This window comes from Actinosynnema sp. NPDC053489 (genome assembly GCF_044544865.1).
Lineage (GTDB): Bacteria > Actinomycetota > Actinomycetes > Mycobacteriales > Pseudonocardiaceae > Actinosynnema.
Map to the genome: position 1 here is coordinate 86,488 of NZ_JBITXT010000002.1, position 24,830 is coordinate 111,317.

Sequence of the window (24,830 nt, forward strand, 5' to 3'; positions counted from 1 at the left end):
CTCGGCTAGGTGGGTGTGGTGCGGCCGGCCGCCGGAGCACCGACGACCGGCCGCGGGAGGTGATCAGTAGCGGTCGAGCACGGGCTTCTGGGTCGTGGAGCCCGACTTGCCCAGCGTGTTGTCGTACGCCTTCTGCCACTCGCCGCCGTCGAGGGCCGCCTGCAGGATGTCGTTGACCTTGTCGCGCAGCGCCTTGTCGTCCTTGGGCAGGCCGATGCCGTAGGGCTCGTTCGAGAACGGCTTGCCGACGACCTTCAGCGTGTCGGGCGACTGCGAGGCGTAGCCCTTGAGGATCGCGTCGTCGGTGGTGACGGCGTCGACCGCGCCCTGCTCCAGCTGCTCGACGCACTGCGAGTAGTTCTGCAGCTCGACGATGTTCTCCGGCTCGGTCAGGCCCTCGGACTTGACCTTCTGGATCGGCGTGGAGCCGGTCACGGAGCAGACCTTCTTGCCCTTGAGGGCGTCCTTGCCGGTGATCGAGCTGTCGCTCTTCTTCACCAGCAGGTCCTGGCCCGCGGTGAAGTACGGGCCGGCGAACGCGACCTGCTCCTTGCGCTTGGCGTTGATCGTGTAGGTGCCGACGTAGTAGTCCACGTCACCGTTGATCAGCGCCTGCTCGCGGCCGGCCGACGGGATCGCCTTGTACTCGATCTTGTCGTCGCCGTAGCCCAGCTTCGCCGCGACCAGCTTCGCGATCTCGATGTCGAAGCCGGTGAACTTGCCGCTGGTCGGGTCCTTGTACCCGAGGCCGGGCTGGTCCTCCTTGACGCCGACCACGACCTTGCCGCGAGACTTGATCTTGTCGAAGGTCGGCGAGCCGTCGACCTTCACGTCGGCGGCAACCTGCTGCGAGGGCGTGCCGGTGTCGCCGGGGCTGCCCTCCTTGCCGCATGCCGTCAGGGCGAGGCCGCCGGCCAGCAGCGCCACCGCAAGGGTGCGAACCCTCATCGTCCTTCTCCTGCTCTCGTTCGGTCGGGCGGCGCCAGGCTCAGCGCCGCGTTCGTGGGACTTCAGTGGGTCAGGATCTTGCCAAGGAAGTCCTTCGCGCGGTTGGACTTCGGCGCGGAGAAGAACTCCTCCGGCGTCGAGTCCTCGACGACCTCGCCGTCCGACATGAAGATCACCCGGTCCGCGGCCTTGCGGGCGAAGCCCATCTCGTGGGTCACCACGAGCATGGTCATGCCCTCCTTGGCCAGCGTCGTCATCACGTCGAGCACCTCCTGGACCATCTCGGGGTCCAGCGCGGAGGTCGGCTCGTCGAACAGCATCACCTTGGGCCGCATCGCCAGGGCGCGGGCGATCGCCGCGCGCTGCTGCTGCCCACCCGACAGCTGAGCGGGGTACTTCTCCGCCTGGTTCGCGATGCCGACCCGCTCCAGCAGCTCCATGGCCGTCTTGCGGGCCTGGGCGGCAGGGGTCTTGCGGACCTTCAGCGGCGCGAGCATCACGTTGTCGACGATGCTCTTGTGGGCGAACAGGTTGAACGACTGGAAGACCATGCCGACGTCGGCGCGCAGCCGGGCCAGCTCCTTGCCCTCGGCGGGCAGCGGCTGGCCGTCCACCTCGATGACCCCGGACTCGATCGGCTCGAGCCGGTTGATCGTGCGGCACAGCGTGGACTTGCCCGAGCCCGACGGGCCGAGCACCACGACGACCTGCCCCTTCGGCACCTCCAGCGACACGTTCTTGAGCACGTGCAGGGGGCCGAAGAACTTGTCCACGCCCGCCATCCGGATCATCGGCGGAGCAGGAGTGGCGGCGGTCATCAGTCCTCCAGTAGGGGTTCCTGAGCGATGGCGGGAAACCTAGGTGTGAATCACCACACCAGTCCAGGCGGTTGAGCAAGACTTAGGGTCTCAACTCTGTCACAGGGTGGCGACACTTATCGGGGAGGCTCCACGGTGCGGGTGCTGTTGGTCGAGGACGACGACCGGGTGGCAGAAGCGCTGGTACCGGCGCTGACCCGGCGTGGTTTCACGGTGGACCGGCAGGCCACCGGTCGGGGGACGCTCGATCGGCTGGCGGGGGTCGACGTGGTGCTGCTGGACCTCGGCCTGCCCGATGTGGACGGTGTCACGCTGTGCCGGCACATCCGCGCGGCGAGCGACGTGGCGATCATCGTCGTGTCGGCCCGCGGCGAGATCGACGACCGCATCCTCGGCCTGCACGCCGGCGCGGACGACTACCTGGTCAAGCCCTACGACGTGGGCGAGCTGGTGGCCCGCGTGCACGCCGTGCGGCGGCGGCGCGGCGACCCGGTCGGCGTCGGCGGCACGGGCACCGAGGTGTTCGAGGTGGCCGACGTGCGGGTGGACCTGGGCCGGCACGAGGTCACCGTGGCGGGTGAACCCGTGGCCCTGTCGCGCAAGGAGTTCCAGGTGCTGGCGCTGGTGGTGGCGGCGGGTGGCGCGGTGTGCACCCGCGAGCGCATCCTGGCCGAGGTGTGGGGACGCACCTGGGCGGGCGCGAACCGGACCCTGGACGTGCACGTGGCGACGCTGCGGACCAAGCTCGGGCGCCCGTCGCTGCTGGAGACGGTGCGCGGTGTCGGGTACCGGTTGAGCGGGGGCTGAGTGCGGTCGCGGCTGCTGGGCATCGTGTTGACGCTGGTCGTGCTGGTGCTGCTCGGCCTCGGCGTGCCCCTGGGCCGGGGCGTGGCCCAGACCGAGCAGCAGGAGATGTTCCTGGACCGGCTGACCGACACCACGCGGTTCGCGTCCGTGGCGCAGCGGCCGTTCATCGACGACCAGCCCGAGGTGCTGGTCCCCGAGCTGCGCCGCTACCACGAGCTGTACGGCATCCGGGTGGCCCTGCTCGACCTCGACGGGCGGGTGGTGGCCGCCTCGTCCGACGACGTGGACGTGTCCGCGCCCGAGGTCGCCGACCTGGTGCGGGGCGCGCTGGCCGGCCGCCAGCCGGTGGCGCCCGACGCGGTCATGCCGTGGGACTCGACGGAGCTGGTGCTGGCCGAGCCGGTGCTGGAGGCGGGCGAGGTCCGGGGCGCGGTGGTGACGTTCTCGCCGACGACGAAGACCCGCGGCGAGGTGCTGCTGTGGTGGTCGCTGCTGCTGGGCGGCAGCCTGCTGGTGCTCGCGCTGGGCGTGTTCGTGGCGTTGCCGCTGGTCCGCTGGACGCTGCGGCCCGTGCGCCGGTTGGACGACGCGACCGGGCGGCTGCTGGCGGCGGTGGTGGCCGGGCAGCCGGTCGAGCCGGTCGGCTCGTCGGACGGGCCGCCGGAGCTGCGGCAGCTCTCGCGGTCGTTCGACCAGATGGCGGCGAACGTGGGCGACGTCCTGGCCGCGCAGCGGGCGTTCGTCGCCGACGCCTCCCACCAGCTGCGCAACCCGTTGACCGCCCTGAAGCTGCGTCTGTCCAACCTGGAGGACCACGTGGTGGGCGAGGGCGCGGCGCACCAGGCCGCGGCGCTGGACGAGGCCAACCGGCTCAACCGCATCCTGGACGAGCTGCTGTCGATGGCGCGGGCGGGCGCGGCCTCGGTCGACCCGGTGCCGGTGGACGTCGACCGGGTCGTGGCGGGTCGGCTGTCGGCGTGGCAGCCCGCCGCCGCGGCCCGCGAGGTGCACCTGGTGCTCGACGGCGAGCCGGGCGGCCGGGCGCTCGCGCCGCCGCGCGGTGTCGAGACCGTGCTGGACGCCCTGCTGGACAACGCGCTCAAGTTCACCTCCGACGGCACCCTCGTCCGCGTGGACGTGCGGCGGCGCGACGGCGAGGTGCGGCTGTCGGTGCAGGACGAGGGCCCGGGGCTCGCCCCGGAGGAGCTGGAACGCGCCACGGACCGGTTCTGGCGCAGCCCGGCGCACCAGAACGTGCAGGGCTCGGGCCTGGGGCTGGCGCTCGTGCGGCAGGTCGTGGAACGGGTGAACGGCTCGCTGCGGCTGGAGTCGCCCGAGGGAGGCGGCCTGCGCGTGACCGTCGCGTTCCCGGCCGCCTGAGCGGGTCAGCTCGTCACGGCCACGCCCTCCGGCTGCGCGCCCACGGGCACGGGCGCGCCCTGCGAGGCGTCGTCGGCGTCGATCACCGACAGGGTGTCCGACCCGGTGTTGGTGACGAACACGAAGCTGTCGTCGGGTGCGGCGGCGGAGCCCTCGGGCATCCGCTGCACCGGCAGTGGACCGGCGACGGGCTCGCCCGACGGGCCCAGGACGGTGACCGTGTCCGAACCGGTGTTCGCCACGTGCACGCGACCGCTCGGCGTGACCGAGACGCCCAGCGGCGCGCGGCCGACGGGCGTGGTCGCGATCGGCAGGTTCCGGCGGGTGTCGATGACGGTGACGGTGTCCGATCCCGTGTTCGCCACGTAGAGGCGACTGCCGTCGGCGCTGATGGCGATGCCCGCCGGGTACCGGCCCACGGGGATGGTCTGCACCGGCCGGTGGCCGGCGGTGTCGATCACCGTCACGCTCCCGGCCCCGTTGTTCGTCACGTACACCCGGGAGCCGTCCGGACCGGCCACCGCGCTGTGCGGGAACCGGCCGACCGGGACGGTCGACACGACGGCGTTCGCGGCGACGTCGATCACGGAGACGGTGTTGGAGCCGAAGTTCGTGACGTAGGCGTGGGTCGGGGTGGCGGCGACCCCGAAGGGGTGCGCCCCGACCGGCACGGTCGCCACGACCACGTGCGCCCGCGCGTCGATCACCGACACGGTCGAGGACAGGTCGTTGGTGACGTAGACCCGGTCGCCGCCGGGGTGCGCGCCGACCCCGACGGGCTGGTCGCCGACCGGGACGGTGGCCACCACCTCCCTCAACCGGGTGTCGTACACGGTGACGTTGTCCGAGCCGCTGTTGGCCACGTAGACCTGGACGCGGAACGGGTAGAAGGGCGGGATCGAGGCGGAAGCGGGGGCGGTGACCAGGGCCGACAGCACGACGATCGCCCCTGCGCAGAACGACTGGACGGACATGGGCACTCCGTGGCGGTGTTCCGGTTCGGCGCCGAGGTCCGCGCCACCGATCACGCTAACGGCCTAGTGGCGGCCGTACGGTGCCGCCGGCCGCCTGTCCACCGACTTGGGCGAAACGGTCACGAGGGGGGAATCAACCGCGCGGCTGACCCGCCCACCGCTAAACCTTGACGTCGCGGTAGTACCGCATCGCACCGGGGTGCAGCTCGATCGGGGTCGTCTCGATCGCCGAGCGGACCTCGATCGACCGGGCCACCGGGCTCGCCGCGACCAGCGCCGGCTGCGCCCGGAACAGCCCTCTGACCAGCGCTTCCGCCACGTCGTCCGACATCGTGTCGTTGACCAGGAGGAAGTTGCGCACCACCAGGGTGACGACCGGTCCGCCGCCGACCTGCTCGTAGGCCGACGCGGGCAGGGTCGCCGAGCCGTAGACCGGGTACTCCTCGCGCAGCTTCGGCAGCACGTCGCCGAGGTCGAGGATCCGCACCTTCACCGTCGTGGCCAGCGTGGTGACCGCGTCCGTCGGCACGCCGCCGGACCAGAAGAACGCGTCCAGCTGGCCGTTGCGCACGGCCTCCGCGCTGGTCGGCAGGTCCATGTGCTGGACCTTGAGGTTCTCCGGCGGGATGGCCGCCGCCTTCAGCAGCCGCTGGGCGATCAGCTGCACGCCCGAGTCCTGCGCGCCGACGCTGATCCGCAGCCCCGACAGGTCCTTCAGGTCGCTCAGCTTGGTCGCCCGCACGTCGTCGCGCACGATCAGCTGGAGGTAGTCGTCGTGCATCCGGGCCAGCGCGTACAGCTTGTGCCCGCCCTCGCCCTTCTGCTTCTCCTCCGCCGCGTCGGCCGCGGAGAACCCGACCTGCGCCTGGTTGGCCCGCAGCCGGTCGAGGTTGTCCACCGAGCCCGCCGTGCTCGCCACCTGCGGCCGGGGGATGCCGGGGTCGTGGGTCCACGCGTCGGCCAGCGCCGTCCCGAGCTTGTGGTACACCCCGCCCTGGGTGCCGGCCGCCATGGTGAGCTTGACCTGGTCCAGGTCGTCGCCGCAGGCCGTCAGGGACAGGGTGGCCAGGGCCAATGCGGCCCCGACCGCGTGCAACCGCAGGAGCGTTCCCGACACCTGCGCATCGTCGCACGTCCACGCTCTACGCTGGACCCGACGGAAGGACGAGGTGCAGTGACTCGCAGTTACCAGATCCGCACGTTCGGTTGCCAGATGAACGTGCACGACTCCGAGCGCCTGGCCGGCATGCTGGAGGACGCGGGCTACACGCCCGCCGAAGGCGACGTCACCCCGGACGTGGTGGTGTTCAACACCTGCGCGGTGCGGGAGAACGCCGACAACAAGCTCTACGGCACGCTCGGCCACCTCGCGCCCGCCAAGTCCGCGAACCCCGACATGCAGATCGCCGTCGGCGGCTGCCTCGCGCAGAAGGACCAGGGCGAGATCGTCAAGCGCGCGCCGTGGGTCGACGTGGTGTTCGGCACGCACAACATCGGCTCGCTGCCCGTGCTGCTGGAACGCGCCCGGCACAACCGCGAGGCCCAGGTCGAGATCCTCGACTCCCTGGAGACCTTCCCCTCGACCCTGCCCGCCCGCCGCGACTCGGCCTACTCGGGCTGGGTGTCGGTGTCGGTCGGCTGCAACAACACGTGCACCTTCTGCATCGTCCCGTCGCTGCGCGGCAAGGAGAAGGACCGCCGCCCCGGCGACGTGCTCGCCGAGGTCCAGGCCCTGGTCGACCAGGGCGTGCTGGAGGTCACCCTCCTCGGGCAGAACGTCAACTCCTACGGCGTCGAGTTCGGCGACCGCTACGCGTTCGGCAAGCTGCTGCGCGCCGCGGGCGCGATCGAGGGCCTGGAGCGGGTCCGGTTCACCTCGCCGCACCCGAAGGACTTCACCCACGACGTGATCGCCGCGATGGCCGAGACGCCCGCCGTCTGCCACTCGCTGCACATGCCGCTGCAGTCGGGCTCGGACCGCGTGCTGAAGGAGATGCGCCGCTCCTACCGGACCACGAAGTACCTGTCCATCCTGGACGACGTGCGCGCGGCCATGCCGGACGCGGCCATCACCACCGACATCATCGTCGGCTTCCCCGGCGAGACCGAGGAGGACTTCCAGGCCACCCTGGACGTGGTGCGCGAGGCCAGGTTCTCCTCCGCGTTCACGTTCCAGTACTCCAAGCGCCCCGGCACCCCGGCCGCCGAGCTGCCCGACCAGCTCCCCAAGCAGGTCGTGCAGGAGCGCTACGACCGCCTGGTCGCCCTGGTGAACGAGGTCGCCCACGAGCTGAACCGCGAGCAGGTGGGCCGGAAGGTCGAACTGCTGGTCGCCTCCGGCGAGGGCCGCAAGGACTCCGAGACCCTCCGGATGACGGGCCGCGCCCGCGACGGCCGCCTGGTCCACTTCACCCCGGGCGACGCCCACGTCCGCCCCGGTGACGTCGTGGAGACCGTGGTGACCTACGGGGCGCCCCACAACCTGATCGCCGACGGCCCGCTCCTGTCGCACCGCCGCACCAGGGCGGGCGACCTCTCCGAGGCGGGCCTGAAGCCGAAGACCCCGGGCGTGACGCTCGGCCTGCCGTCGTTCGGCAAGCCCGCTCCCCTGTCCGCGGCGGTCGGCGGGTGCGCGGTCTGATGAGCGAGCACGACCCGGACGACCTGGCCGGCCTGCGGGAGGAGATCGACGGCGTCGGGCGTTCGGCGGCCAAGCGCTTCGACCCGGGCGCGGGCGCGCTGACGATCGCCATCGCCGCCCTGGCCGTCCTCGTCTCGCTGGTCCTGCCCTGGCTGGACGGCACGAGGGGCCTGAGCGTCCTCTCCGGCGAGGGCAGGGGCCTGCCGAGGGTCTTCGCCTACGGCGCGGTGGTCGTCGGCGTCCTGCTGCCGGCCCTGGCCCTGACCGTCCGCCGCTGGGCCCTGGCCTGGATCTGCGCCCTGGGCTCCTTCGCCACCTCCGTGGCGGGCGTCCTGTCGATCTGGAGCACCCAAACGACCACCGGCCACCACCCCGGCCCGGGCCCGGGCATCGGCCTGGTCCTCGCCGTGGTCGCCGTGGTCGTCCTGCTGGTCAAGTGGCTCCGCCTGGCCGCCTCCCGCCCCCCGATGCAATAACACCACCACCAGGCACAACGGACTCGCAGCCGACCGCCGGGGCTCGATGTGACATGGGCACCCGTAAGGGCCCCACGTCACATCGAGCCGGACCCGACCACCGAGCCGCGAGCCCGAGCCCGCTACCGGCTCGCCACCGCCTGCTCCGCCGCCGCCAACCACTCACGCCACTGCTTGGCCTGCGCCTCCGCCTGCTCGGCCCGCCGCTTGTCGCCGGCCGACCGCGCCTTCGCCGCCTGGGCCTCGAACTGCTCGACCCGCTCGCGGAACTGCGCGACCCGCGCCTCGGCCTCCGGGTCGGACCGGCGCCACTGCGCGTCGACCGCCCCGCGGACCCGCTCCTCGATCGCCCGGAGCTTGCCCTCCAGCTCGCGGACCCGCTCGCGGGGCACCTTGCCGATCGCGTCCCAGCGCTCCTGGATCCGGTACAGCTGCTGCCGCGCCGCCTCCAGGTCCGCCGACGGGTCGATCCGCTCGGCCTCGGCGAGCAGCTCCTCCTTCAGCTTCGCGTTGGCCGCGAACTCGGCGTCACGCTCGCTGAACGCCTCGGACCGCTTGGCGAAGAACGCGTCCTGCGCGGCGCGGAACCGCTGCCACAACGCGTCGTCGGCCTCCTTGGGCGCGCGCCCGGCGGCCTTCCACTCGACCATCAGCTCCTTGTACCGACCGGCGGTGGGACCCCAGTCGTCGGAGTCGACGAGCTTCTCGGCCTCCTCGACCAGCTCCTGCTTGCGGTTCTTGGCCACGCCGCGCTGCCGGTCGAGGTCGGCGAAGTGCGACCCGCGCCGGCGGTTGAACGCGTCACGCGCCTTGGAGAACCGCCGCCACAGCTGCTCGTCGGTCTTGCGGTCGACGCCCCGGATGGTCTTCCACTCGTCCAGGATCGCCCGCAGCCGGTCGCCGGCGGCCTTCCACTGCGTCGACTCGTTCGCCAGCGCCTCGGCTTCCTCGACCAGCTCCAGCTTCCGCGCGCCCGCTGCGGCCCGGGCCTCGTCCTTGGCCGCCTTGGCGGCCTCCAGGCCCTTCTCGGCCAGCGCCAGGACGTACTCGACGCGCGCGGCCAGGGCGGCGAGGTCACCGACCACGGCCGCGTCACCCAGGGTCTCCTGGACGTGCTTCGCGCTGGTCAGCGCGTGCTTGGGGTCGCCCGCGCCGGACGTCAGCCGCGTCACCAGCAGCTCGACCTCGGTGCGGATGTCGTCGAACCGGCGCGCGAAGTGCGCCAGGCCCTCGGCGGGCTCGCCCGCCTGCCAGGAACCGACGACCCGCTCCCCGTCGGCCGTCTTGACGTGGACGGTGCCGTCCTCGTCCACGCGCCCCCAGCGGTCAGGGTGGTCCGACGCCACGGGGACCGGCGGTGGCGCCACGACCGGCGTCGCTTCCACCCGGGTCTCCTCGACCACCGCCCCCGCACCACTGTCGCCAGTGGTTCCCGGTGTCGTCTCGTGCTCCGTCATCGCCGGCTTCCTCCTCGCCTGCCCACTTCGTGGTGCCCGTGCCGACCACGGGCGCCCCGCCTACGACGGGGCCCAGCACCCGAGTACCGCGACGCTCCCAGGAGTGCCCAGTACCTCGCGCGCATTCAAACAGGTCAAGGCTCGCATCGGTACCGGTGGTGGCCGATGAGTAGCGTGGACTGCCATGATCTCGCGCCTGGTGGTCGTGCCGCACCCGCCGCTGCTGGTGCCCGAACTGGTGTCCGGTGCCGCCGCGGAGACCGAACCGGTCCGCTCGGCGTGCCTGGCCGCGGCGCGGGACCTGGCCGCGCACGCGCCGGACTGGGTGGCCGTGGGCGTCGACCCGTCCGGGCCGAGCGTGCTCGACCACGCGACCGGCACGTTCCGCGGCTTCGGGGCGGACGTTCGGGTGTCCCTCTCGGTGGACGCCGACCCCACCCCCGACCCGGACCTGCCGCTGCCCGCCCTCGTCGCCGCGTGGCTGCGCGACCGGTCGGGCGCGCGCTCCGTGCGGGTGCACCTCGTCCCACCCGACTTCTCCGCCGCCGACTGCGCGGCCCTGGGCGCACGCCTGGCCGGCTCGCCCGCCCTGCTCGTGCTGGGCGACGGCTCCCACCGCCGCGGTGAGCACGCCGTGGGCCGCCCGGACGACCGCGCCGAGCCGTTCGACGAGGACATCCACAAGGCCCTGGCCACGGCGGACACGGCCGCGTTGCGCGCGCTCGACCCGGCGCTCGCCGCCGAGCTGGGTGCCTTGGGCCGTGCCGCCTGGCAGGTCGCCGCGGGCGTGCCCGGCGCGTGGCGGTGCACGCGGTCGGCGTTCCTCGCGCCCTTCGGCGTCGGGTACCACGTGGCGGTCTGGGAGGCTTGACCGCGTGAACACCCCCATCGCCGTCGTCGGGCCCACCGCCACCGGCAAGTCGGACCTGGCCGTGCGGTTGGCCGTCGAACTGGGCGGCGAGGTGGTCAACGCCGACTCGATGCAGCTCTACCGGGGCATGGACATCGGCACGGCCAAGATCACCCAGGCCGAGCGCCGGGGCGTCGCCCACCACCTGCTCGACGTGCTGGACGTCACCGAGACCGCCTCGGTGGCCGCCTACCAGCGCGAGGCGCGCGCCGTCGTGGAACGCCTGCTGGCGGCCGGCCGCACCCCGGTGCTGGTCGGCGGCTCGGGCCTGTACGTGCAGGCCGTGCTGGACGACCTGGAGTTCCCCGGCACGGACGGGAAGATCCGCACCCAGCTCGAGCACGAGCTGGCCGTCTTCGGCGCGGAGACCCTGCACGGGCGGCTGGCCCAGCTCGACCCGGCCGCCGCGCTGGCGATCCTGCCGAGCAACGGCCGCCGGGTCGTCCGCGCGCTGGAGGTGATCGAGCTGACCGGCCGGCCGTTCTCCGCCACCCTGCCCAAGCCGGGCCCGGCCCGGTACGGCACCGTGCTGGTCGGCCTGGACCGGGCCGTGCCCGAACTGGACGAGCGGGTCGACGCCCGGGTGGCGCGCATGTTCGACGCCGGCCTGGTGGACGAGGTGCGCGAGCTCGAGGGGCGTGGCCTGCGGGAGGGCCGCACGGCGTCCCGCGCGCTGGGCTACCAGCAGGTGCTGGCCGCGTTCGACGGCGAGTGCTCGATCGACGAGGCCGCCGCCGCCACGGCCCAGGCCACCCGGCGGTTCGTCCGCAAGCAGCGGTCCTGGTTCCGCCGCGACCGGCGCGTGACGTGGTTCGACGCGGGCGACCCCGGCCTGGCCGACCACGTGCTCGAACTGGTCGCACCGTAGCCTGGTGGGCGTGGGAGTCGAGTTTTTGAAGGGCCACGGCACCGAGAACGACTTCGTGGTGCTGCCCGACCCGGACGGCGTGCTGGACCTGACCGAGTCGCGCGTGCGGGCGCTGTGCGACCGGCGGCGGGGCCTGGGCGCGGACGGCGTGCTGCGGGTGGTGCGGCCGGAGTTCGGCCCGTGGTTCATGGACTACCGCAACGCCGACGGCTCGATCGCCGAGATGTGCGGCAACGGGGTGCGCGTGTTCGCGAAGTACCTGGTCGAGGCCGAGCTGGTGCCCGCGGGGAACTTCACCGTCGGCACGCGGGCCGGTGAGCGCCCCGTCACCGTGCACGAGGACGGCACGGTGACCGTGGAGATGGGCCGCGTGCTGGTCACGGGTACGGGCACGGCCACGGTCGGCGGCAGCGCGTTCGGCGGGGTCGCGGTGGACGTCGGCAACCCCCACCTGGCGTGCGTGACCGGGGTGCCGGTCGCGGAGCTGGACCTCGAGCTGCCGCCGGGTCACGACCCGGTGCAGTTCCCGCACGGGGTGAACGTCGAGTTCGTCAACGTGCTGGACGACGGCGCGCTGAAGATGCGGGTGCACGAGCGGGGCGTCGGCGAGACGCGCTCGTGCGGCACGGGCACGGTGGCGGCGGTGGCGTCGTGGCTGTACGGGGACGGCCGGCGCACCGGCAAGGCCACTGTGGACGTCCCGGGCGGACAGGTGTCGGTGGTGATCGAGGAGGAGACCTCGACGCTGACCGGCCCGGCCGTGCTGCTGGCCCGCGGTCGGCTGGACCAGGCCTGGTGGGACGCCCTCTGACGCCAGTCGGCGTCGGACGGCGACCTCACAGGTCGACCACCTCCAGCTTCCCCAGCCTCGCGCCCGACACCACCTCGGGCTGCGAGGTGGGCGCGGTGCAGCACACCAGCCGGTCACCGACGATCGCCACCGCGAAGCAGGTCTGGCTGGTCCGCACCCGGTGGGTGATCACCCCGCCCTCCTCGACCCGGAACGCGAACGGCTGCAGCGCCGGCGCGACCCACACCCCGCCCTCGGCGTCGACCGCGATGCCGTCCGGCGCGATGAGGTGCTCCCGCAGCGGCGCGAACACCCGCCGGCCGGACAGCGCGCCGTCCGCCGCCACGTCGAACGCCGTGAGCGCGAACGCCAGCGTCTCGGCGACCACCAGGCGCCCGTCGGGCAGCAGCCCCGTGCCGTTGGGGAACTTCAGGTCCTCCGCCGCCACCGCGACCGAGCCGTCCGGGCCGACCAGCGCCAACGCCGTGCCGGGCGCCACCCAGTCCGGTTCCATCAGCGGGGCCTCGCCGTCGGCGGCGATGGCCGCGTGCAGGTCGAACCCGAAGTTGCCGACGTACGCGCGGCCGTGCGCGTCGACCAGCATGTCGTTGGCGTGGAACGTGGCGACACCGCCGAGGTCGGCGTGCTCGACGAGGCCGCCCTCCTCCAGCCGCAGCACCTTCCGGTCGAGCATCGACACCACGAGCAGCCGCCCGTCGGGCAGCCACCCCAGCCCCGACGGCTGCCCCGGCACCTCGCACACGACCTCCTGCTCGCCGGTGTCGAGGTCGAGCGCGCGGACCTCGTGGTCGTAGAAGTCCGAGTACCACAGCCGCCCGTCGGGGCCGTGCCGCGGCCCTTCGCCGAACCGGAGGTCGTCGCGCAGCACGGTGGTGTCAACCATGCCGACCGACGTTAGTGACCGGCGGTGGCTCCCGCATCACCCGGCGTCGACTCGCGCGGTCACGGCGTCACGGGTCCTCAGCGGCGACAGGATCACCCACAGCACGGACAGGGCCTGGCACGCCATGCCCAGCGCCAGCGTGGTCCGCACCCCCAGGCCGCCGCCGAGCGCGCCGCCCACCAGGCCGCCCAGCGGCATCGAGCCCCACACCACGAACCGGATGCTGGCGTTCATCCGGCCGAGCAGGTGGTCGGGGCAGATCGTCTGCCGGTAGCTGACCTGCGCGATGTTGTAGACCGTCGCCCCGTACGCCACGGCGGCCTCGCCGACGACCGCGAATGCGATCCGCCAGTCCGCCCCGCCGAGCGGGACGAGCACCCCGAGCGGCCACGTGACCAGGCCGGACAGCCAGATGACCGTGGTCTGGCCGAACCGGGCGTTCCACCGGTTCACCGTCAGCGCGCCCAGCACGCCGCCGACGCCCGCCGCGCTGAGCACCAGGCCGACCACGCCCTCGGACAGCCCCAGCTCGCGCACCAGGAACAGCACCAGCACGGCCGCCGCGATGCCGCCGAAGAAGTTGGCGGTGCCCGTGCACGCCACGATCGCGCGCAGCGACCGGTGCCCGAAGACGAACCGCAGGCCCTCGGCGATCTCGTGGACCAGGCCGGGCCTCCCGGGCCGCCGCGGCGGCGCCTCGACCGTGCGGATGCGCAGCAGGAACAGCGCCGAGACCAGGTAGCCGCCCGCGGTGGCCAGCACGCCGACGGCCGCGCCGAGGAGCTGGGCCAGCCCACCCGCGGCCGCCGGACCGGACACCGCCGCCACGGCCCGGCTGGCCTCCAGCTTGGAGTTGCCCTCGACCAGCTGCTCCCGACCGACGAGCGCGGGCAGGTAGGACTGGTAGGCGACGTCGAACAGCACCGTGGCCGCGCCCACCAGCAGGGCCACCACGACGAGCTGGGCCAGCGTCAGCACACCCAGCCACCAGGCCACCGGCACCGACAGCAGCAGCGCCGCGCGGGTGAGGTCGGCCACGAGCATCACCGGGCGACGGCTCAACCGGTCCACCCACACCCCGGCGGGCAACCCGATCAGCAGGAACGCGGCCGTGCCCGCCGCCGAGAGCACGCCCATCTCGAACGGCGTGGCGGCCAGCGCGCCCACCGCGAGCAGCGGCAGGACCGTCTGGCCGATCGTGGAGCCGAACTGGCTGATGGTGTCGCCTGCCCAGAGCAGGCGGAAGTCGCGGTGAGACCACAGGGACACGGCGGCAGTCTCGCGGAAGTGATTGGAAAGTGTCAATCACTTATGCTGGGCCGGTGCAGAGACGCCCGGCGACCGACGCCGAAGCAGCCGCCCTCGCCTCGGCGGTGCGGCTGCGCATCATCCGGCTCACCTTCGACCGCGCGATGACGAACAAGGAGATCGCCGAACGGCTGGGCAAGGACCCCGCCACCACCCTCCACCACGTGCGCAAACTCGTCGCCACGGGCTTCCTGGAGGCGCAGCCGGCGCGTTCGGGCAACCGGGGGGCGCGGGAGATCCCGTACCGCTCGACCGGGCTGTCCTGGCGGCTGGACAGGGACGGTGCGCCGTACTCGGAGGAGACCGGCGAGGCCGTGCTCGAGGCCTACCTGGGCGAGGTCGCGGAGGTCGGACCGGCCGCCACGGACCAGTTCCGGTTGGTCGCCCAGGTCGACCGCGAGGAACTAAAACGACGCCTCCAGGCGTTGTTGGATGAGCTGGCAACAGAGCCGGCCCACCCCGCGGGGGAACGCGTGGCGATCTACCTGGCGCTCTACCCAGGCGATTAACCACTCGGCCCGCCCGGGGGTGCCGTGGGACGATGAAGGGCAAATGACGGAAAACACGTACAGCAGCAACGACTGGCTCGACCACGAGGACGAGCTGTCCACCGGCGACATGGCGCTCGAGGAGCGTGCCGCGCTACGGCGCGTCGCCGGGTTGTCCACCGAGCTCGAGGACGTCACCGAGGTCGAGTACCGGCAGCTCCGGTTGGAGCGGGTCGTGCTGGTCGGCGTGTGGACCGAGGGCACGGCGGCCGACTCGGACGCGTCCCTGGCGGAGCTGGCACTGCTCGCCGAGACCGCGGGCTCCGAGGTGCTCGAAGGGCTCGTGCAGCGGCGCGACCGGCCCGACCCGGCCACCTACATCGGCTCCGGCAAGGTCCACGAGCTGCGCGACATCGTGATCGCGACCGGCGCGGACACCGTGATCTGCGACGGCGAGCTGTCCCCCGGCCAGCTGCGGCAGCTGGAGGAGAAGCTCAAGGTCAAGGTCGTCGACCGCACCGCGCTGATCCTCGACATCTTCGCCCAGCACGCGTCCACGCGCGAGGGCAAGGCCCAGGTCGAGATGGCCCAGCTGCAGTACCTGCTGCCGCGGCTGCGCGGTTGGGGTGAGTCGCTGTCCCGGCAGGCCGGTGGTCGCGCCGGCGGCGCCAACGGCGGCGTGGGCCTGCGCGGTCCCGGTGAGACCAAGCTCGAGACCGACCGCAGGCGCATCCGCGCGCGCATCGCCAAGCTGCGCCGCGAGATCGCCGCGATGAGCGTGATCCGGGAGACCAAGCGGCACCGCCGCGTGGCCAACGCCGTGCCGAACGTGGCGATCGCGGGGTACACGAACGCGGGCAAGTCCAGCCTGCTCAACGCGCTGACCGGCGCGGGGGTGCTGGTGCAGGACGCGCTGTTCGCGACCCTCGACCCGACCACGCGGCGCACCGAGACGCCGGACGGCCTGCCCTACACGTTGACGGACACGGTCGGCTTCGTGCGGCACCTGCCGCACCAGCTCGTCGAGGCGTTCCGCTCCACGCTGGAGGAGGTCGCCGACGCGGACCTGCTGGTCCACGTGGTCGACGGCTCGGACGCGATGCCGGAGAAGCAGGTCAAGGCGGTGCGGGAGGTCATCAGCGAGATCTCCTCGCGGCGCGACGACCCGATGCCGACCGAGCTGCTCGTCGTGAACAAGATCGACGCGGTGGGCGAGCTGGGCATCGCCCGGTTGCGGCACCTGTTCCCCACGGCGGTGTTCGTGTCGGCCCACACCGGCGAGGGCATCACCGAGCTGCGCGAGCGCATCGCGGCCATGACGCCCCGGCCGGAGGTCGTGGTCGACGCCCTGGTGCCGTACGCGCGGGGCGAGCTGGTCGCCCGCGTGCACCGGGAGGGCGAAATCCTCAAGGAGCGGCACACCGAGGAGGGCACCGAGCTGTCCGCGCGGGTCCGGCCGGACCTGGCGGGCGTGCTGGGCGAGTTCGCCGTGAACGGAAGCCGCGCCTGAGCCGTTGCGCGCGTTCCTGCTGGTCACAAGCCTGCTGGTGACGGCCGGCTCCGCTTCGGCGGAGCCGGCCGTCGTCGACGTGTGCACGGTCACCGACCAGCGGCTGGAGGAGCTGAGCGGGCTCGCGTCCACCGGCTCCGAGTGGTTCGCGGTGAACGACAGCGACGACGGCCGGTTGCGGGTCGAGGTGCTCGACCGCAATTGCGCGATCACCCGGACGATCACCACGCCGAACAACCCGTTCGACGTCGAAGATCTCGCATTGGCCCCTGACGGAACCCTGTGGGCGGCGGACACGGGCGACAACGGCAAGACGCGGGAAACCGTGGCATTGCACGCCGTTTCACCCGACGGTGGCGCCCGTTTGTACCGACTCACGTATCCTGACGGAAAGCACGACGCGGAAGCATTGTTGCTCGACGGTTCCGGCATTCCGCACATCGTCACGAAGGAAACGATCGGCTCGGCCCTGGTGTACCGGCCGGTGTCCGCGTTGCGCGAGGACGCGCCGACCCCGATGGAGCAGGTGGCGCGGGTGTCCCTCGGCGGGACCGACACCCCCGGCGGGCCGTTGCGGAACGCGGTGGTGACGCGCCTGGTCACCGGCGGCGCGATGACCCGGGACGGGCGCGTGGCCGCGTTGCGGACCTACACCGACGCCTACCTGTTCCCGGTGCCGGACGGCGACCTGGCGAAGGCGCTGGAGGGCGACCCCGTGCGGGTGCCGCTGGCGAACGAGCCGCAGGGCGAGGCGATCGCGTTCGACCCGGACGGCACGCTGCTGTCGGCGTCGGAGTTCGGCCGGAACGGCACGGCCTCGACCGTGCGGGCGGTGGCGGGCGCGGCGGCGTCGGCCGTGCCGCCCGCCCCGACGACGACCGCGACCACCTCGGCGGACGCGGCCGGTGACGCCGCCCCTCCCCCGGCGGAGGACCAGGGGCACCCCTGGCCGGTGGTGGGCGGCGGCGCGGTGGCGTTGGCGCTGGTGGGGGCGCTGGTGCGCCGGTCGCGCCGCCGTCGGGCGTGAGCGGGAGGGCTAGAGCCGGCGCAGGACGGCCACGACCTTGCCCAGGATCGACGCGTCGTCGCCGGGGATGGGCTGGTAGGCCTCGTTGTGCGGCATCAGCCACACGTGCCCGTCCTCCTTGCGCTTGAACGTCTTCACGGTGGCCTCGCCGTCGATCATCGCGGCCACCACCTCGCCGTTGTCCGCCGTCGGCTGCTGGCGGACGACCACCCAGTCGCCGTCGGTGATGGCGGCGTCCACCATCGAGTCACCCACGACCTTCAGCAGGAACACGTCGCCCTCGCCGACGATCTCGCGCGGCAGCGGGAACACGTCCTCGATGGCCTCCTCCGCCAGGATCGGGCCACCGGCCGCGATGCGGCCCAGCATGGGCACGTACGCGGGCGTCGGCTTGGACGCCGGGTCCAGCCCGGTCACGATCTCGGCGGGCAGCACGCCCACCGCGCGCGGCCGGTTCGGGTCGCGGCGCAGGTACCCCTTCCGCTCCAGCGCGCGCAGCTGGTGGGCGACCGAGGAGGTGGAGGTCAGGCCGACCGCCTCCCCGATCTCCCGCACGCTGGGCGGGTAGCCGAACCGGTCGAGCCAGTCGCGGATCACGTCGAGCACCTTGCGCTGGCGCAGGGTGAGCCCGGCGTTGCCCGCGATGTCCGCCGGTTCGGGCGCGGAGGGCACGGCTGCGGTGCGCAGGTCTTCGTTGGTCTTGCGTGCCACGGTGGCTCCTCCTCACCGGTCCCGATTGCCCAGGCCGGCTCTACGACGATCTTCAGTTGTGGACGGTAGTCGCGTTCGTTGTCCAGATCAAACACCTGTTCGAAGTAAGCATCGGCGTGTCCTGGTGATTTCGCCCGGCGAAGTGGTACACATTCGCACGGACGTTCGATCGAACACAGGTTCGATCATGATCGGATGACCTGCGTTGGAGGACATCATGGCGGTGGTCATTGGCACCCGGAACGGCTTCGAACTGGTGGACGGCGCCGGTGCCGAGGATGTCGCCCTCGGCGTGGGATTGCGACCCGGACCGCGGGTCCTCCGCCGGTTCGAAGTACCCGAGAAGGCGGTTCGCCGCCCGGCCGGCCGCCCCCGCCCCCTCGCCGTGCGCGAGGCCGCGCCGGAGCCGGCGGCCTGCGAGGTCCGGCCGCGCCGCCACCCGGCCCTCCGGTTCGCGGCCCAGGCGGCCGTCGCGGCAGCGTTCTGCGCGCTGCTGAGCCTGCTGTTCCTGTACGTCTCGGGCGCGACGACGGTGCCCGAGCGCACCGGCGTGGTGCACGTCCAGGTGGGCGAGACGCTGTGGGACGTGGCCGAGCGCAGCGCCCCGGCCAGCGACCCGGACGCCGTCGTGGCCCGCATCCGCGAGCTGAACTCCCTCCCGGGCACCGACGTCGTCCCCGGCCAGTCCCTCGTCGTCCCGCACGGCACCCCCTGACCCCCTCGGCGGCGCTCCCGGGGCGTCCGCCGCCCAGCCCTGCCGAACCGCGCTCCCGGATCTCCGCGAGCGCGGTTCACGCGCTTTGGGGAGGCTTGCGCGGTTCCTCCGTCCGAGTGACGGGACACGCCTCGTTTCAACTTGCCTCGCCGTGGGCCTTGGGCATAGGTTGACCCCTACATCTAGTGGTTACACCGTTGTAGTTAGTCCACAGGTTGGGGTTTTCCCCACGACAGGGGCTAACGCGATGGACGCTGCGCGGAGGAGGGGGAGACAGCCGTGCGATGCCCGTTCTGCCGCAACGCCGACTCCCGGGTGGTCGACTCGCGGGAGGTGGACGAGGGCCAGGTGATCCGCCGCAGGCGCTCCTGCTCCAGCTGCGGCCGCCGGTTCACCACCGTGGAGGAAGCCGTGCTCGCGGTGGTCAAGCGCTCCGGCGTCACCGAGCCGTTCAGCCGCGACAAGGTCGTCAACGGCGTGCGCCGCGCCTGCCAGGGCCGCCCCGTCGACGAGGACGCCCTCCAGCAGCTCGCGCACCGCGTCGAGGAGTCCATCCGCTCGGGCGGCAACGCCGAGATCCCGAGCCACGAGGTGGGCCTGGCCATCCTCGGCCCCCTGCGCGAGCTGGACGAGGTGGCCTACCTCCGCTTCGCGAGCGTCTACCGCTCCTTCTCGTCCGTCGAGGACTTCGAGAAGGAGATCGCCGATCTTCGCACCGCCCAGCGCACGGACGACTGAGCGGACGCGACGCAAGGACAAGCGCGCGGCCGCCTCGGACGGGGAGCCCGGACGTGGTCGGCGCGGGAACGACACTTTCCACACGCAGCAAGACGAGAGGGACCCGGGATGACGGAGACCGTCGGTGGCTCCAGCAAGAAGACGGCCACCCGCAACGGCGCGGGGGACAAGAGCGGCAAGCTCAAGGTGGAGCGCGTGTACACCACCGCGGGCAAGCACCCCTATGACGAGGTCACCTGGGAGCACCGCGACGTCGTGATGACGAACTGGCGCGACGGGTCGGTGAACTTCGAGCAGCGCGGCGTCGAGTTCCCCGACTTCTGGTCGGTCAACGCCACCAACATCGTCACCAGCAAGTACTTCCGCGGCGCCGTGGGCACGCCGCAGCGCGAGCACAGCCTGCGCCAGCTCATCGACCGCGTGGTGAAGACCTACGTCGAGGCGGGCGTCAAGCACGGGTACTTCGCCACCGAGACCGACGCCGAGATCTACGAGCACGAGCTGACCTGGATGCTGCTGCACCAGGTGTTCAGCTTCAACTCGCCGGTGTGGTTCAACGTGGGCACCAGCTCGCCGCAGCAGGTCAGCGCCTGCTTCATCCTGTCGGTCGACGACACGATGGAGTCGATCCTGAACTGGTACCGCGAGGAGGGCCTGATCTTCAAGGGCGGCTCCGGCGCGGGCCTGAACCTCTCGCGCATCCGCTCGTCCAAGGAGCTGCTGTCCTCCGGCGGCACGGCGTCCGGCCCGGTGTCGTTCATGCGCGGCGCGGACGCGTCCGCGGGCACCATCAAGTCCGGCGGCGCGACCCGCCGCGCGGCGAAGATGGTCGTGCTGGACGTGGACCACCCCGACGTCGAGGAGTTCATCCAGACCAAGGCGCGGGAAGAGGACAAGGTCCGCGCGCTGCGCGACGCCGGGTTCGACATGGATCTGGGCGGCCGGGACATCGTGTCCGTGCAGTACCAGAACGCGAACAACTCGGTCCGCGTGTCCGACGAGTTCATGCACGCCTACGAGAACGGCGGGCAGTTCGGCCTGCGCGCCCGCCAGACCGGCGAGGTCATCGAGCACGTCGACGCGAAGGACCTGTTCCGCAAGCTGGCGCAGGCCGCGTGGGAGTGCGCCGACCCGGGCATCCAGTACGACGGCACGATCAACGACTGGCACACCACGCCGGAGTCGGGTCGCATCACGGCCTCGAACCCGTGCTCGGAGTACATGCACCTGGACAACTCCAGCTGCAACCTGGCGTCGTTGAACCTGATGAAGTTCCTGTCCGACGACGGCTCGTTCAACGCGCCGCTGTTCGCCAAGTCGGTCGAGCTGATCATCACCGCGATGGACATCTCGATCTGCTTCGCGGACTTCCCGACCCCCGCGATCGGCGAGACGACCCGCGCGTTCCGCCAGCTCGGCATCGGCTACGCGAACCTGGGCGCGCTGCTCATGGCGACCGGTCACGCGTACGACTCCGAGGGCGGCCGCGCGCTGGCCGCGTCGATCACGTCCCTGATGCAGGCCGTGGCGTACAAGCGGTCCGCCGAGCTGGCGGGCGTCGTCGGCCCGTACGAGGGCTACGCCCGCAACGCCGAGTCGCACCAGCGGATCATCCGCAAGCACTCGGCCGCCAACGACATGCTGCGCACGTACCACGCGAACGACGCGGCGGTGCAGAAGGTCGCGACCAAGGCGTGGCAGGAGTGCCTGACCATCGGCGCCCGCAACGGCTGGCGCAACGCGCAGGCAAGCGTGCTCGCGCCGACCGGCACCATCGGCCTGATGATGGACTGCGACACGACCGGCATCGAGCCGGACCTGGCGCTGGTGAAGTTCAAGAAGCTGGTCGGCGGCGGCTCGATGCAGATCGTCAACCAGACCGTGCCGCGCGCGCTGCGCGTGCTGGGCTACCAGCAGGAGCAGATCGAGGCGATCGTCGAGTACATCGGCGAGCACGGCCACGTGGTGGACGCGCCGGGCCTGCGGCCGGAGCACTACGAGGTGTTCGACTGCGCGATGGGCGACCGGTCGATCGCGCCGATGGGCCACGTGCGGATGATGGCCGCGGTGCAGCCGTTCATCTCGGGTGCGATCTCCAAGACGGTGAACATGCCGGAGACGGCGACCGTCGAGGAGGTCGAGGAGATCTACTACCAGGGCTGGAAGCTGGGCCTGAAGGCGCTGGCGATCTACCGCGACAACTGCAAGGTCGGCCAGCCGCTGTCGGCGGGCAAGTCGGCGAAGGCCGCCGCGACGGCCGAGGCGAAGACCGAGACGGTCGTGGAGTACCGCCCGGTGCGCAAGCGGCTGCCGAAGAAGCGCCCGTCGCAGACGGTGTCGTTCACGGTCGGCGGTGCGGAGGGCTACCTGCACGCCGGGTCGTACCCGGACGACGGCCTGGGCGAGATCTTCGTCAAGCTGGGCAAGCAGGGTTCGACGCTGGCGGGCGTGATGGACGCGTTCTCCATGTCGATCTCGGTCGGCCTGCAGTACGGCATCCCGCTGGAGTTCTACGTTTCGAAGTTCCAGAACCTGCGCTTCGAGCCGGCGGGCATGACGGACGACCCGGACGTCCGCATCGCGACCAGCGTCCTGGACTACCTGTTCCGGCGCCTGGCGCTGGACTACCTGCCGTTCGAGAAGCGGGCGCAGCTCGGCATCTTCACGGCCGACGAGCGCACGGCGCAGGTGTCGTCCGACTACGGCACCGGCTCGGACGTCGACCTGGAGGGCCTGCGCACGTCGGTCGACGCCGCAGCTCCCACCGCCGCCGCCCCGGCGCCGGTCGAGGAGAAGAAGCCCAAGCCGCAGGACGTGCGCGTGGGCAGCTCCACGGAACTGCTCGAACTGCACCTGGGCAAGGCCGCCGACGCGCCGCTGTGCATGACGTGCGGCACGAAGATGCGCCCGGCCGGCTCGTGCTACCTGTGCGAGGGCTGCGGCTCCACCTCGGGCTGCAGCTGACCCTGAGCGCTTTTAGCAGGTGAATTACCTGGTCAGAGCCGGGGCAACGGGTTGCCCCGGCTCTGCCGTGCCCGCCCGCGGTTGCATCAGATGCAACATCTCTGGCTAAGTACGTCACGTACTTGACGTACTTAGCCTTCAGGGGCATGCTTGTGAGGACCATCCCGGGAGGCTGGCATGTCCGCTGTTCACTACGACAGCTACACCGATGCTCGCGCACATCTGAAGGACTTGCTGGATGCCGCGGAGAAGGGGCGAGTCGCCACGGTTCGACGCGACTCGGCCACGACAGCCGTCGTGGACGTCAAGCGGCTGCGCCACTTCCTCGCCTCGATCATTCCGTCGCGCGCCCAGGTCGTCCCGGAGGCCGGCGGCTGGTCGGTGTTCATCCCAGGGCTGCCGGTGGCGGCCGATGGCGCGTCGTTCGACGAAGCGATCACCGAGATGATCGACGCTCTGCGCGAGTACGCGGAAGACTGGCAGCAGCGCCTGCTCGACGCTCCGAACCACCGCGACAACTGGGGATTGGTGCAGCTGATCAGCTTCAGCGACGACGAGCAGCTGCGCGACTGGCTCGTCGGTGCCGCGCGGTGACCTCCTGGCCGCAGCCAACGCGCAAGGATCACGAGGCGTTCTGCCAGGTCGAGGAATGGCGCCGAGTGCGCGACGCCCGCGGCCGAACCGGAACGCACCACGTCACTTACGAACTCGATCTTGTCGACGGCAGGATTCTGCGCACCCGCATCTCGCACCCGGTGGACCGCACCGGCTACGGGCAGAGCATCTGGAAGCACATCCTCCGCGATCAACTCGACGTCGACGAACCGGCGTTCTGGTCATGCGTGCAGGATGGCGTCAAACCTGCTCGCGGCACGCCTGAGCCGCCGGCGGCAGCCCTGCCTGCCGACCTCGTGCACATGCTGATCACGCGTGTCGGCCTCGCCGAGTCCGAGGTGGCCGGGATGAGTAAGGACGAAGCGGTCGCCAGGCTCCAGCGCTACTGGACCGAGAGCAGCTGATCAAGTGACAGCTGGATGAATAGCGCACGGTACGAATAAGTGCACTCCACCAGTACCCCGAGCGCCTTTGGCACGTGAATTACCTGGTCAGAGCCGGGGCAACGGGTTGCCCCGGCTCTGCCGTGCCCGCTCGCGGTCGCACCGGAGGCAACACCAACGCCCTAAGTGCGACACGTACTTGAAGTACTCGGACTTCGGGGCACGCTTGTGAGGACCACCCCGGGAGGCCGGCATGTCCGCTGTTCACCGCGACAGCTACACCGATGCTCGCGCACATCCGAAGGACTTGCCGGATGCTGCGGAGAAGGGGCGAGTCGCCACGGTTCGACGTGACTCGGCCACGACAGCCGTCGTGGACGTCAAGCGGCTGCGCCACTTCCCCGCATCGATCATTCCGTCGCGCGCCCAGGTCGTCCCGGAGGCCGGCGGCTGGTCGGTGTTCATCCCAGGGCTGCCGGTGGCGGCCGATGGCGCGTCGTTCGACGAAGCGATCACCGAGATGATCGACGCCCTGCGCGAGTACGCGGAAGACTGGCAGCAGCGCCTGCTCGACGCTCCGAACCACCGCGACAACTGGGGATTGGTGCAACTGATCAGCTTCAGCGACGACGAGCAGCTGCGCGACTGGCTGGTCGGTGCCGCGCGGTGACCTCCGAGGGAGCCGATCGGCGCTCCGGGACCGAGCACCGCCGATCCGCCGACATCAGTTCTGGATAGGACGTTCCAGAACCTGCTACAGTCGCCGACGTGCCACGGCCCAGGGAGTTCGACGAGGAGCAGGCGCTCGACGCGGCCATGCGGGCGTTCTGGGTGAACGGCTACGAGGGCACGTCGACCGATGACCTCTGCCGCGCCACCGGGCTCGGGCGCAGCAGCATCTACAACACCTTCACCAGCAAGCACGAGCTCTTCAAGCGCGCCCTCGTCCGCTACACCGAGCTGATGACCGACAACCAGCTCGCCCTCCTCCGCGACGAGCGCCGGTCGCCCGCGCAACGCCTGCGGGAGCTGTTCGACGCGATCATCGCGGGCGAGGTGGAGAACCGGCGCGGTGACCGCGGGATCGGGTGCCTGACCGTCAACACGACCGTGGAGCTGGCCGGGCGGGATCCGGACGCGGCCCGGTTGGTCGAACGCGACCAGCGCCGTCGGTTGGACGCGCTCGAAGAGGTCATCGCGGCCGGTCGGCCGGGCGGCGAGATCGCACCGGGCCGCACGCCCGCCGAGCTGGCGCGGTTCCTCAACGCGGTCATCGCGGGCATCCGGGTCGCCGGGCAGGGCGGCGCGGACGTCGCCACCCTGAGGGCCATCGCCGACACCGCCCTGGACGCCCTCTAACCACCCCCGCCACGAGCGCGCCGCCGCGCGCCACAGTTT

25 protein-coding genes are annotated in these 24,830 nt (G+C 71.7%); 17 read left to right on the forward strand and 8 right to left on the reverse strand.

Features of this window, described 5'->3' with window-relative positions:
* Positions 1-63 precede the first annotated feature (63 nt).
* Both ACIGNX_RS03355 and ACIGNX_RS03360 read right to left on the reverse strand, forming a co-directional pair.
* Entirely contained in the window at positions 64-948 is an 885-nt protein-coding gene (locus ACIGNX_RS03355) for a glutamate ABC transporter substrate-binding protein (protein WP_396535831.1), read from the reverse strand.
* 62 nt (positions 949-1,010) lie between these two features.
* On the reverse strand, positions 1,011-1,739 hold the full coding sequence (locus tag ACIGNX_RS03360; RefSeq protein WP_396536970.1) for an amino acid ABC transporter ATP-binding protein: 729 nt from the start codon (positions 1,737-1,739) through the stop codon (positions 1,011-1,013).
* A gap of 162 nt (positions 1,740-1,901) precedes the next feature.
* On the opposite strand from ACIGNX_RS03360, the gene ACIGNX_RS03365 reads away from it, so the two are divergent.
* Together ACIGNX_RS03365 and ACIGNX_RS03370 are read left to right on the forward strand one after the other, a co-directional pair.
* A complete protein-coding gene (locus tag ACIGNX_RS03365) occupies positions 1,902-2,573 on the forward strand; it encodes a response regulator transcription factor (protein WP_396535833.1) in 672 nt (223 codons plus the stop codon).
* Positions 2,574-3,953, forward strand: coding sequence for a sensor histidine kinase (locus tag ACIGNX_RS03370; protein ID WP_396535835.1), 1,380 nt, complete (start codon positions 2,574-2,576; stop codon positions 3,951-3,953).
* Positions 3,954-3,958: 5 nt separating this feature from the next.
* On the opposite strand, the gene ACIGNX_RS03375 is transcribed toward ACIGNX_RS03370, so the two are convergent.
* On the reverse strand, positions 3,959-4,927 hold the full coding sequence (locus tag ACIGNX_RS03375) for a beta-propeller fold lactonase family protein (protein WP_396535837.1): 969 nt from the start codon (positions 4,925-4,927) through the stop codon (positions 3,959-3,961).
* A 160-nt stretch (positions 4,928-5,087) separates the two neighbouring features.
* On the reverse strand, positions 5,088-6,044 hold the full coding sequence (locus ACIGNX_RS03380) for a TAXI family TRAP transporter solute-binding subunit (RefSeq protein WP_396535839.1): 957 nt from the start codon (positions 6,042-6,044) through the stop codon (positions 5,088-5,090).
* Positions 6,045-6,101: 57 nt separating this feature from the next.
* Here ACIGNX_RS03380 and miaB point away from each other — a divergent pair, with 57 nt between their 5' ends.
* The gene (miaB, locus tag ACIGNX_RS03385; RefSeq protein ID WP_396535841.1) at positions 6,102-7,568 is read left to right on the forward strand and encodes a tRNA (N6-isopentenyl adenosine(37)-C2)-methylthiotransferase MiaB; all 1,467 of its coding nucleotides are present in this window, start codon (positions 6,102-6,104) and stop codon (positions 7,566-7,568) included.
* Positions 7,568-8,044 (forward strand): hypothetical protein, encoded by a 477-nt coding sequence (locus tag ACIGNX_RS03390; RefSeq protein ID WP_396535843.1) that lies wholly within the window; start codon positions 7,568-7,570, stop codon positions 8,042-8,044. The genes miaB and ACIGNX_RS03390 overlap by 1 nt, the downstream gene beginning before the upstream one ends.
* Before the next feature lie 122 nt (positions 8,045-8,166).
* Here ACIGNX_RS03390 and ACIGNX_RS03395 read toward each other — a convergent pair whose 3' ends face one another.
* Entirely contained in the window at positions 8,167-9,501 is a 1,335-nt protein-coding gene (locus ACIGNX_RS03395; RefSeq protein ID WP_396535845.1) for a DUF349 domain-containing protein, read from the reverse strand.
* A gap of 184 nt (positions 9,502-9,685) precedes the next feature.
* Here ACIGNX_RS03395 and ACIGNX_RS03400 point away from each other — a divergent pair, with 184 nt between their 5' ends.
* Genes ACIGNX_RS03400 through dapF form a run of 3 tightly spaced genes read left to right on the forward strand, consistent with a single transcriptional unit; the run spans position 9,686 to position 12,090 of the window.
* Positions 9,686-10,372, forward strand: coding sequence for a hypothetical protein (locus tag ACIGNX_RS03400; RefSeq protein WP_396535847.1), 687 nt, complete (start codon positions 9,686-9,688; stop codon positions 10,370-10,372).
* Between the two features lie 4 nt (positions 10,373-10,376).
* Positions 10,377-11,279: a tRNA (adenosine(37)-N6)-dimethylallyltransferase MiaA gene (gene miaA / locus ACIGNX_RS03405; RefSeq protein ID WP_396535849.1), complete on the forward strand. Its 903-nt coding sequence runs from the start codon at positions 10,377-10,379 to the stop codon at positions 11,277-11,279.
* A gap of 10 nt (positions 11,280-11,289) precedes the next feature.
* On the forward strand, positions 11,290-12,090 hold the full coding sequence (gene dapF / locus ACIGNX_RS03410) for a diaminopimelate epimerase (protein WP_396535851.1): 801 nt from the start codon (positions 11,290-11,292) through the stop codon (positions 12,088-12,090).
* 25 nt (positions 12,091-12,115) lie between these two features.
* On the opposite strand, the gene ACIGNX_RS03415 is transcribed toward dapF, so the two are convergent.
* The gene (locus ACIGNX_RS03415) at positions 12,116-12,973 is read right to left on the reverse strand and encodes an SMP-30/gluconolactonase/LRE family protein (protein ID WP_396535853.1); all 858 of its coding nucleotides are present in this window, start codon (positions 12,971-12,973) and stop codon (positions 12,116-12,118) included.
* A 36-nt stretch (positions 12,974-13,009) separates the two neighbouring features.
* Positions 13,010-14,242: an MFS transporter gene (locus ACIGNX_RS03420; RefSeq protein ID WP_396535855.1), complete on the reverse strand. Its 1,233-nt coding sequence runs from the start codon at positions 14,240-14,242 to the stop codon at positions 13,010-13,012.
* Positions 14,243-14,295: 53 nt separating this feature from the next.
* Here ACIGNX_RS03420 and ACIGNX_RS03425 point away from each other — a divergent pair, with 53 nt between their 5' ends.
* Genes ACIGNX_RS03425 through ACIGNX_RS03435 form a run of 3 tightly spaced genes read left to right on the forward strand, consistent with a single transcriptional unit; the run spans position 14,296 to position 17,306 of the window.
* Positions 14,296-14,790 (forward strand): ArsR/SmtB family transcription factor, encoded by a 495-nt coding sequence (locus ACIGNX_RS03425; RefSeq protein ID WP_396535857.1) that lies wholly within the window; start codon positions 14,296-14,298, stop codon positions 14,788-14,790.
* 43 nt (positions 14,791-14,833) lie between these two features.
* Positions 14,834-16,279 (forward strand): GTPase HflX, encoded by a 1,446-nt coding sequence (gene hflX / locus ACIGNX_RS03430; protein WP_396535859.1) that lies wholly within the window; start codon positions 14,834-14,836, stop codon positions 16,277-16,279.
* Positions 16,280-16,283: 4 nt separating this feature from the next.
* Entirely contained in the window at positions 16,284-17,306 is a 1,023-nt protein-coding gene (locus ACIGNX_RS03435; RefSeq protein WP_396535861.1) for a hypothetical protein, read from the forward strand.
* 9 nt (positions 17,307-17,315) lie between these two features.
* Here the strand turns inward: ACIGNX_RS03435 and lexA are convergent, their stop codons facing one another.
* Positions 17,316-17,993: a transcriptional repressor LexA gene (gene lexA, locus ACIGNX_RS03440; RefSeq protein ID WP_396536972.1), complete on the reverse strand. Its 678-nt coding sequence runs from the start codon at positions 17,991-17,993 to the stop codon at positions 17,316-17,318.
* 241 nt (positions 17,994-18,234) lie between these two features.
* Here lexA and ACIGNX_RS03445 point away from each other — a divergent pair, with 241 nt between their 5' ends.
* The 7 genes from ACIGNX_RS03445 to ACIGNX_RS03475 all read left to right on the forward strand — a co-directional run bounded on the left by ACIGNX_RS03445 (position 18,235) and on the right by ACIGNX_RS03475 (position 24,791).
* Positions 18,235-18,732, forward strand: coding sequence for a LysM peptidoglycan-binding domain-containing protein (locus ACIGNX_RS03445; protein WP_396535863.1), 498 nt, complete (start codon positions 18,235-18,237; stop codon positions 18,730-18,732).
* Positions 18,733-19,011: 279 nt separating this feature from the next.
* The gene (nrdR, locus tag ACIGNX_RS03450) at positions 19,012-19,470 is read left to right on the forward strand and encodes a transcriptional regulator NrdR (protein ID WP_396535865.1); all 459 of its coding nucleotides are present in this window, start codon (positions 19,012-19,014) and stop codon (positions 19,468-19,470) included.
* Between the two features lie 108 nt (positions 19,471-19,578).
* Positions 19,579-22,434 (forward strand): vitamin B12-dependent ribonucleotide reductase, encoded by a 2,856-nt coding sequence (locus tag ACIGNX_RS03455; RefSeq protein ID WP_396535867.1) that lies wholly within the window; start codon positions 19,579-19,581, stop codon positions 22,432-22,434.
* Positions 22,435-22,611: 177 nt separating this feature from the next.
* Positions 22,612-23,028 (forward strand): type II toxin-antitoxin system HicB family antitoxin, encoded by a 417-nt coding sequence (locus tag ACIGNX_RS03460; protein ID WP_396535869.1) that lies wholly within the window; start codon positions 22,612-22,614, stop codon positions 23,026-23,028.
* Entirely contained in the window at positions 23,025-23,453 is a 429-nt protein-coding gene (locus tag ACIGNX_RS03465) for a cytotoxic translational repressor of toxin-antitoxin stability system (RefSeq protein ID WP_396535871.1), read from the forward strand. The genes ACIGNX_RS03460 and ACIGNX_RS03465 overlap by 4 nt, the downstream gene beginning before the upstream one ends.
* A gap of 232 nt (positions 23,454-23,685) precedes the next feature.
* The gene (locus tag ACIGNX_RS03470) at positions 23,686-24,102 is read left to right on the forward strand and encodes a type II toxin-antitoxin system HicB family antitoxin (RefSeq protein ID WP_396535873.1); all 417 of its coding nucleotides are present in this window, start codon (positions 23,686-23,688) and stop codon (positions 24,100-24,102) included.
* Positions 24,103-24,200: 98 nt separating this feature from the next.
* Positions 24,201-24,791: a TetR/AcrR family transcriptional regulator gene (locus ACIGNX_RS03475; RefSeq protein WP_396535875.1), complete on the forward strand. Its 591-nt coding sequence runs from the start codon at positions 24,201-24,203 to the stop codon at positions 24,789-24,791.
* Positions 24,792-24,830 lie beyond the last annotated feature (39 nt).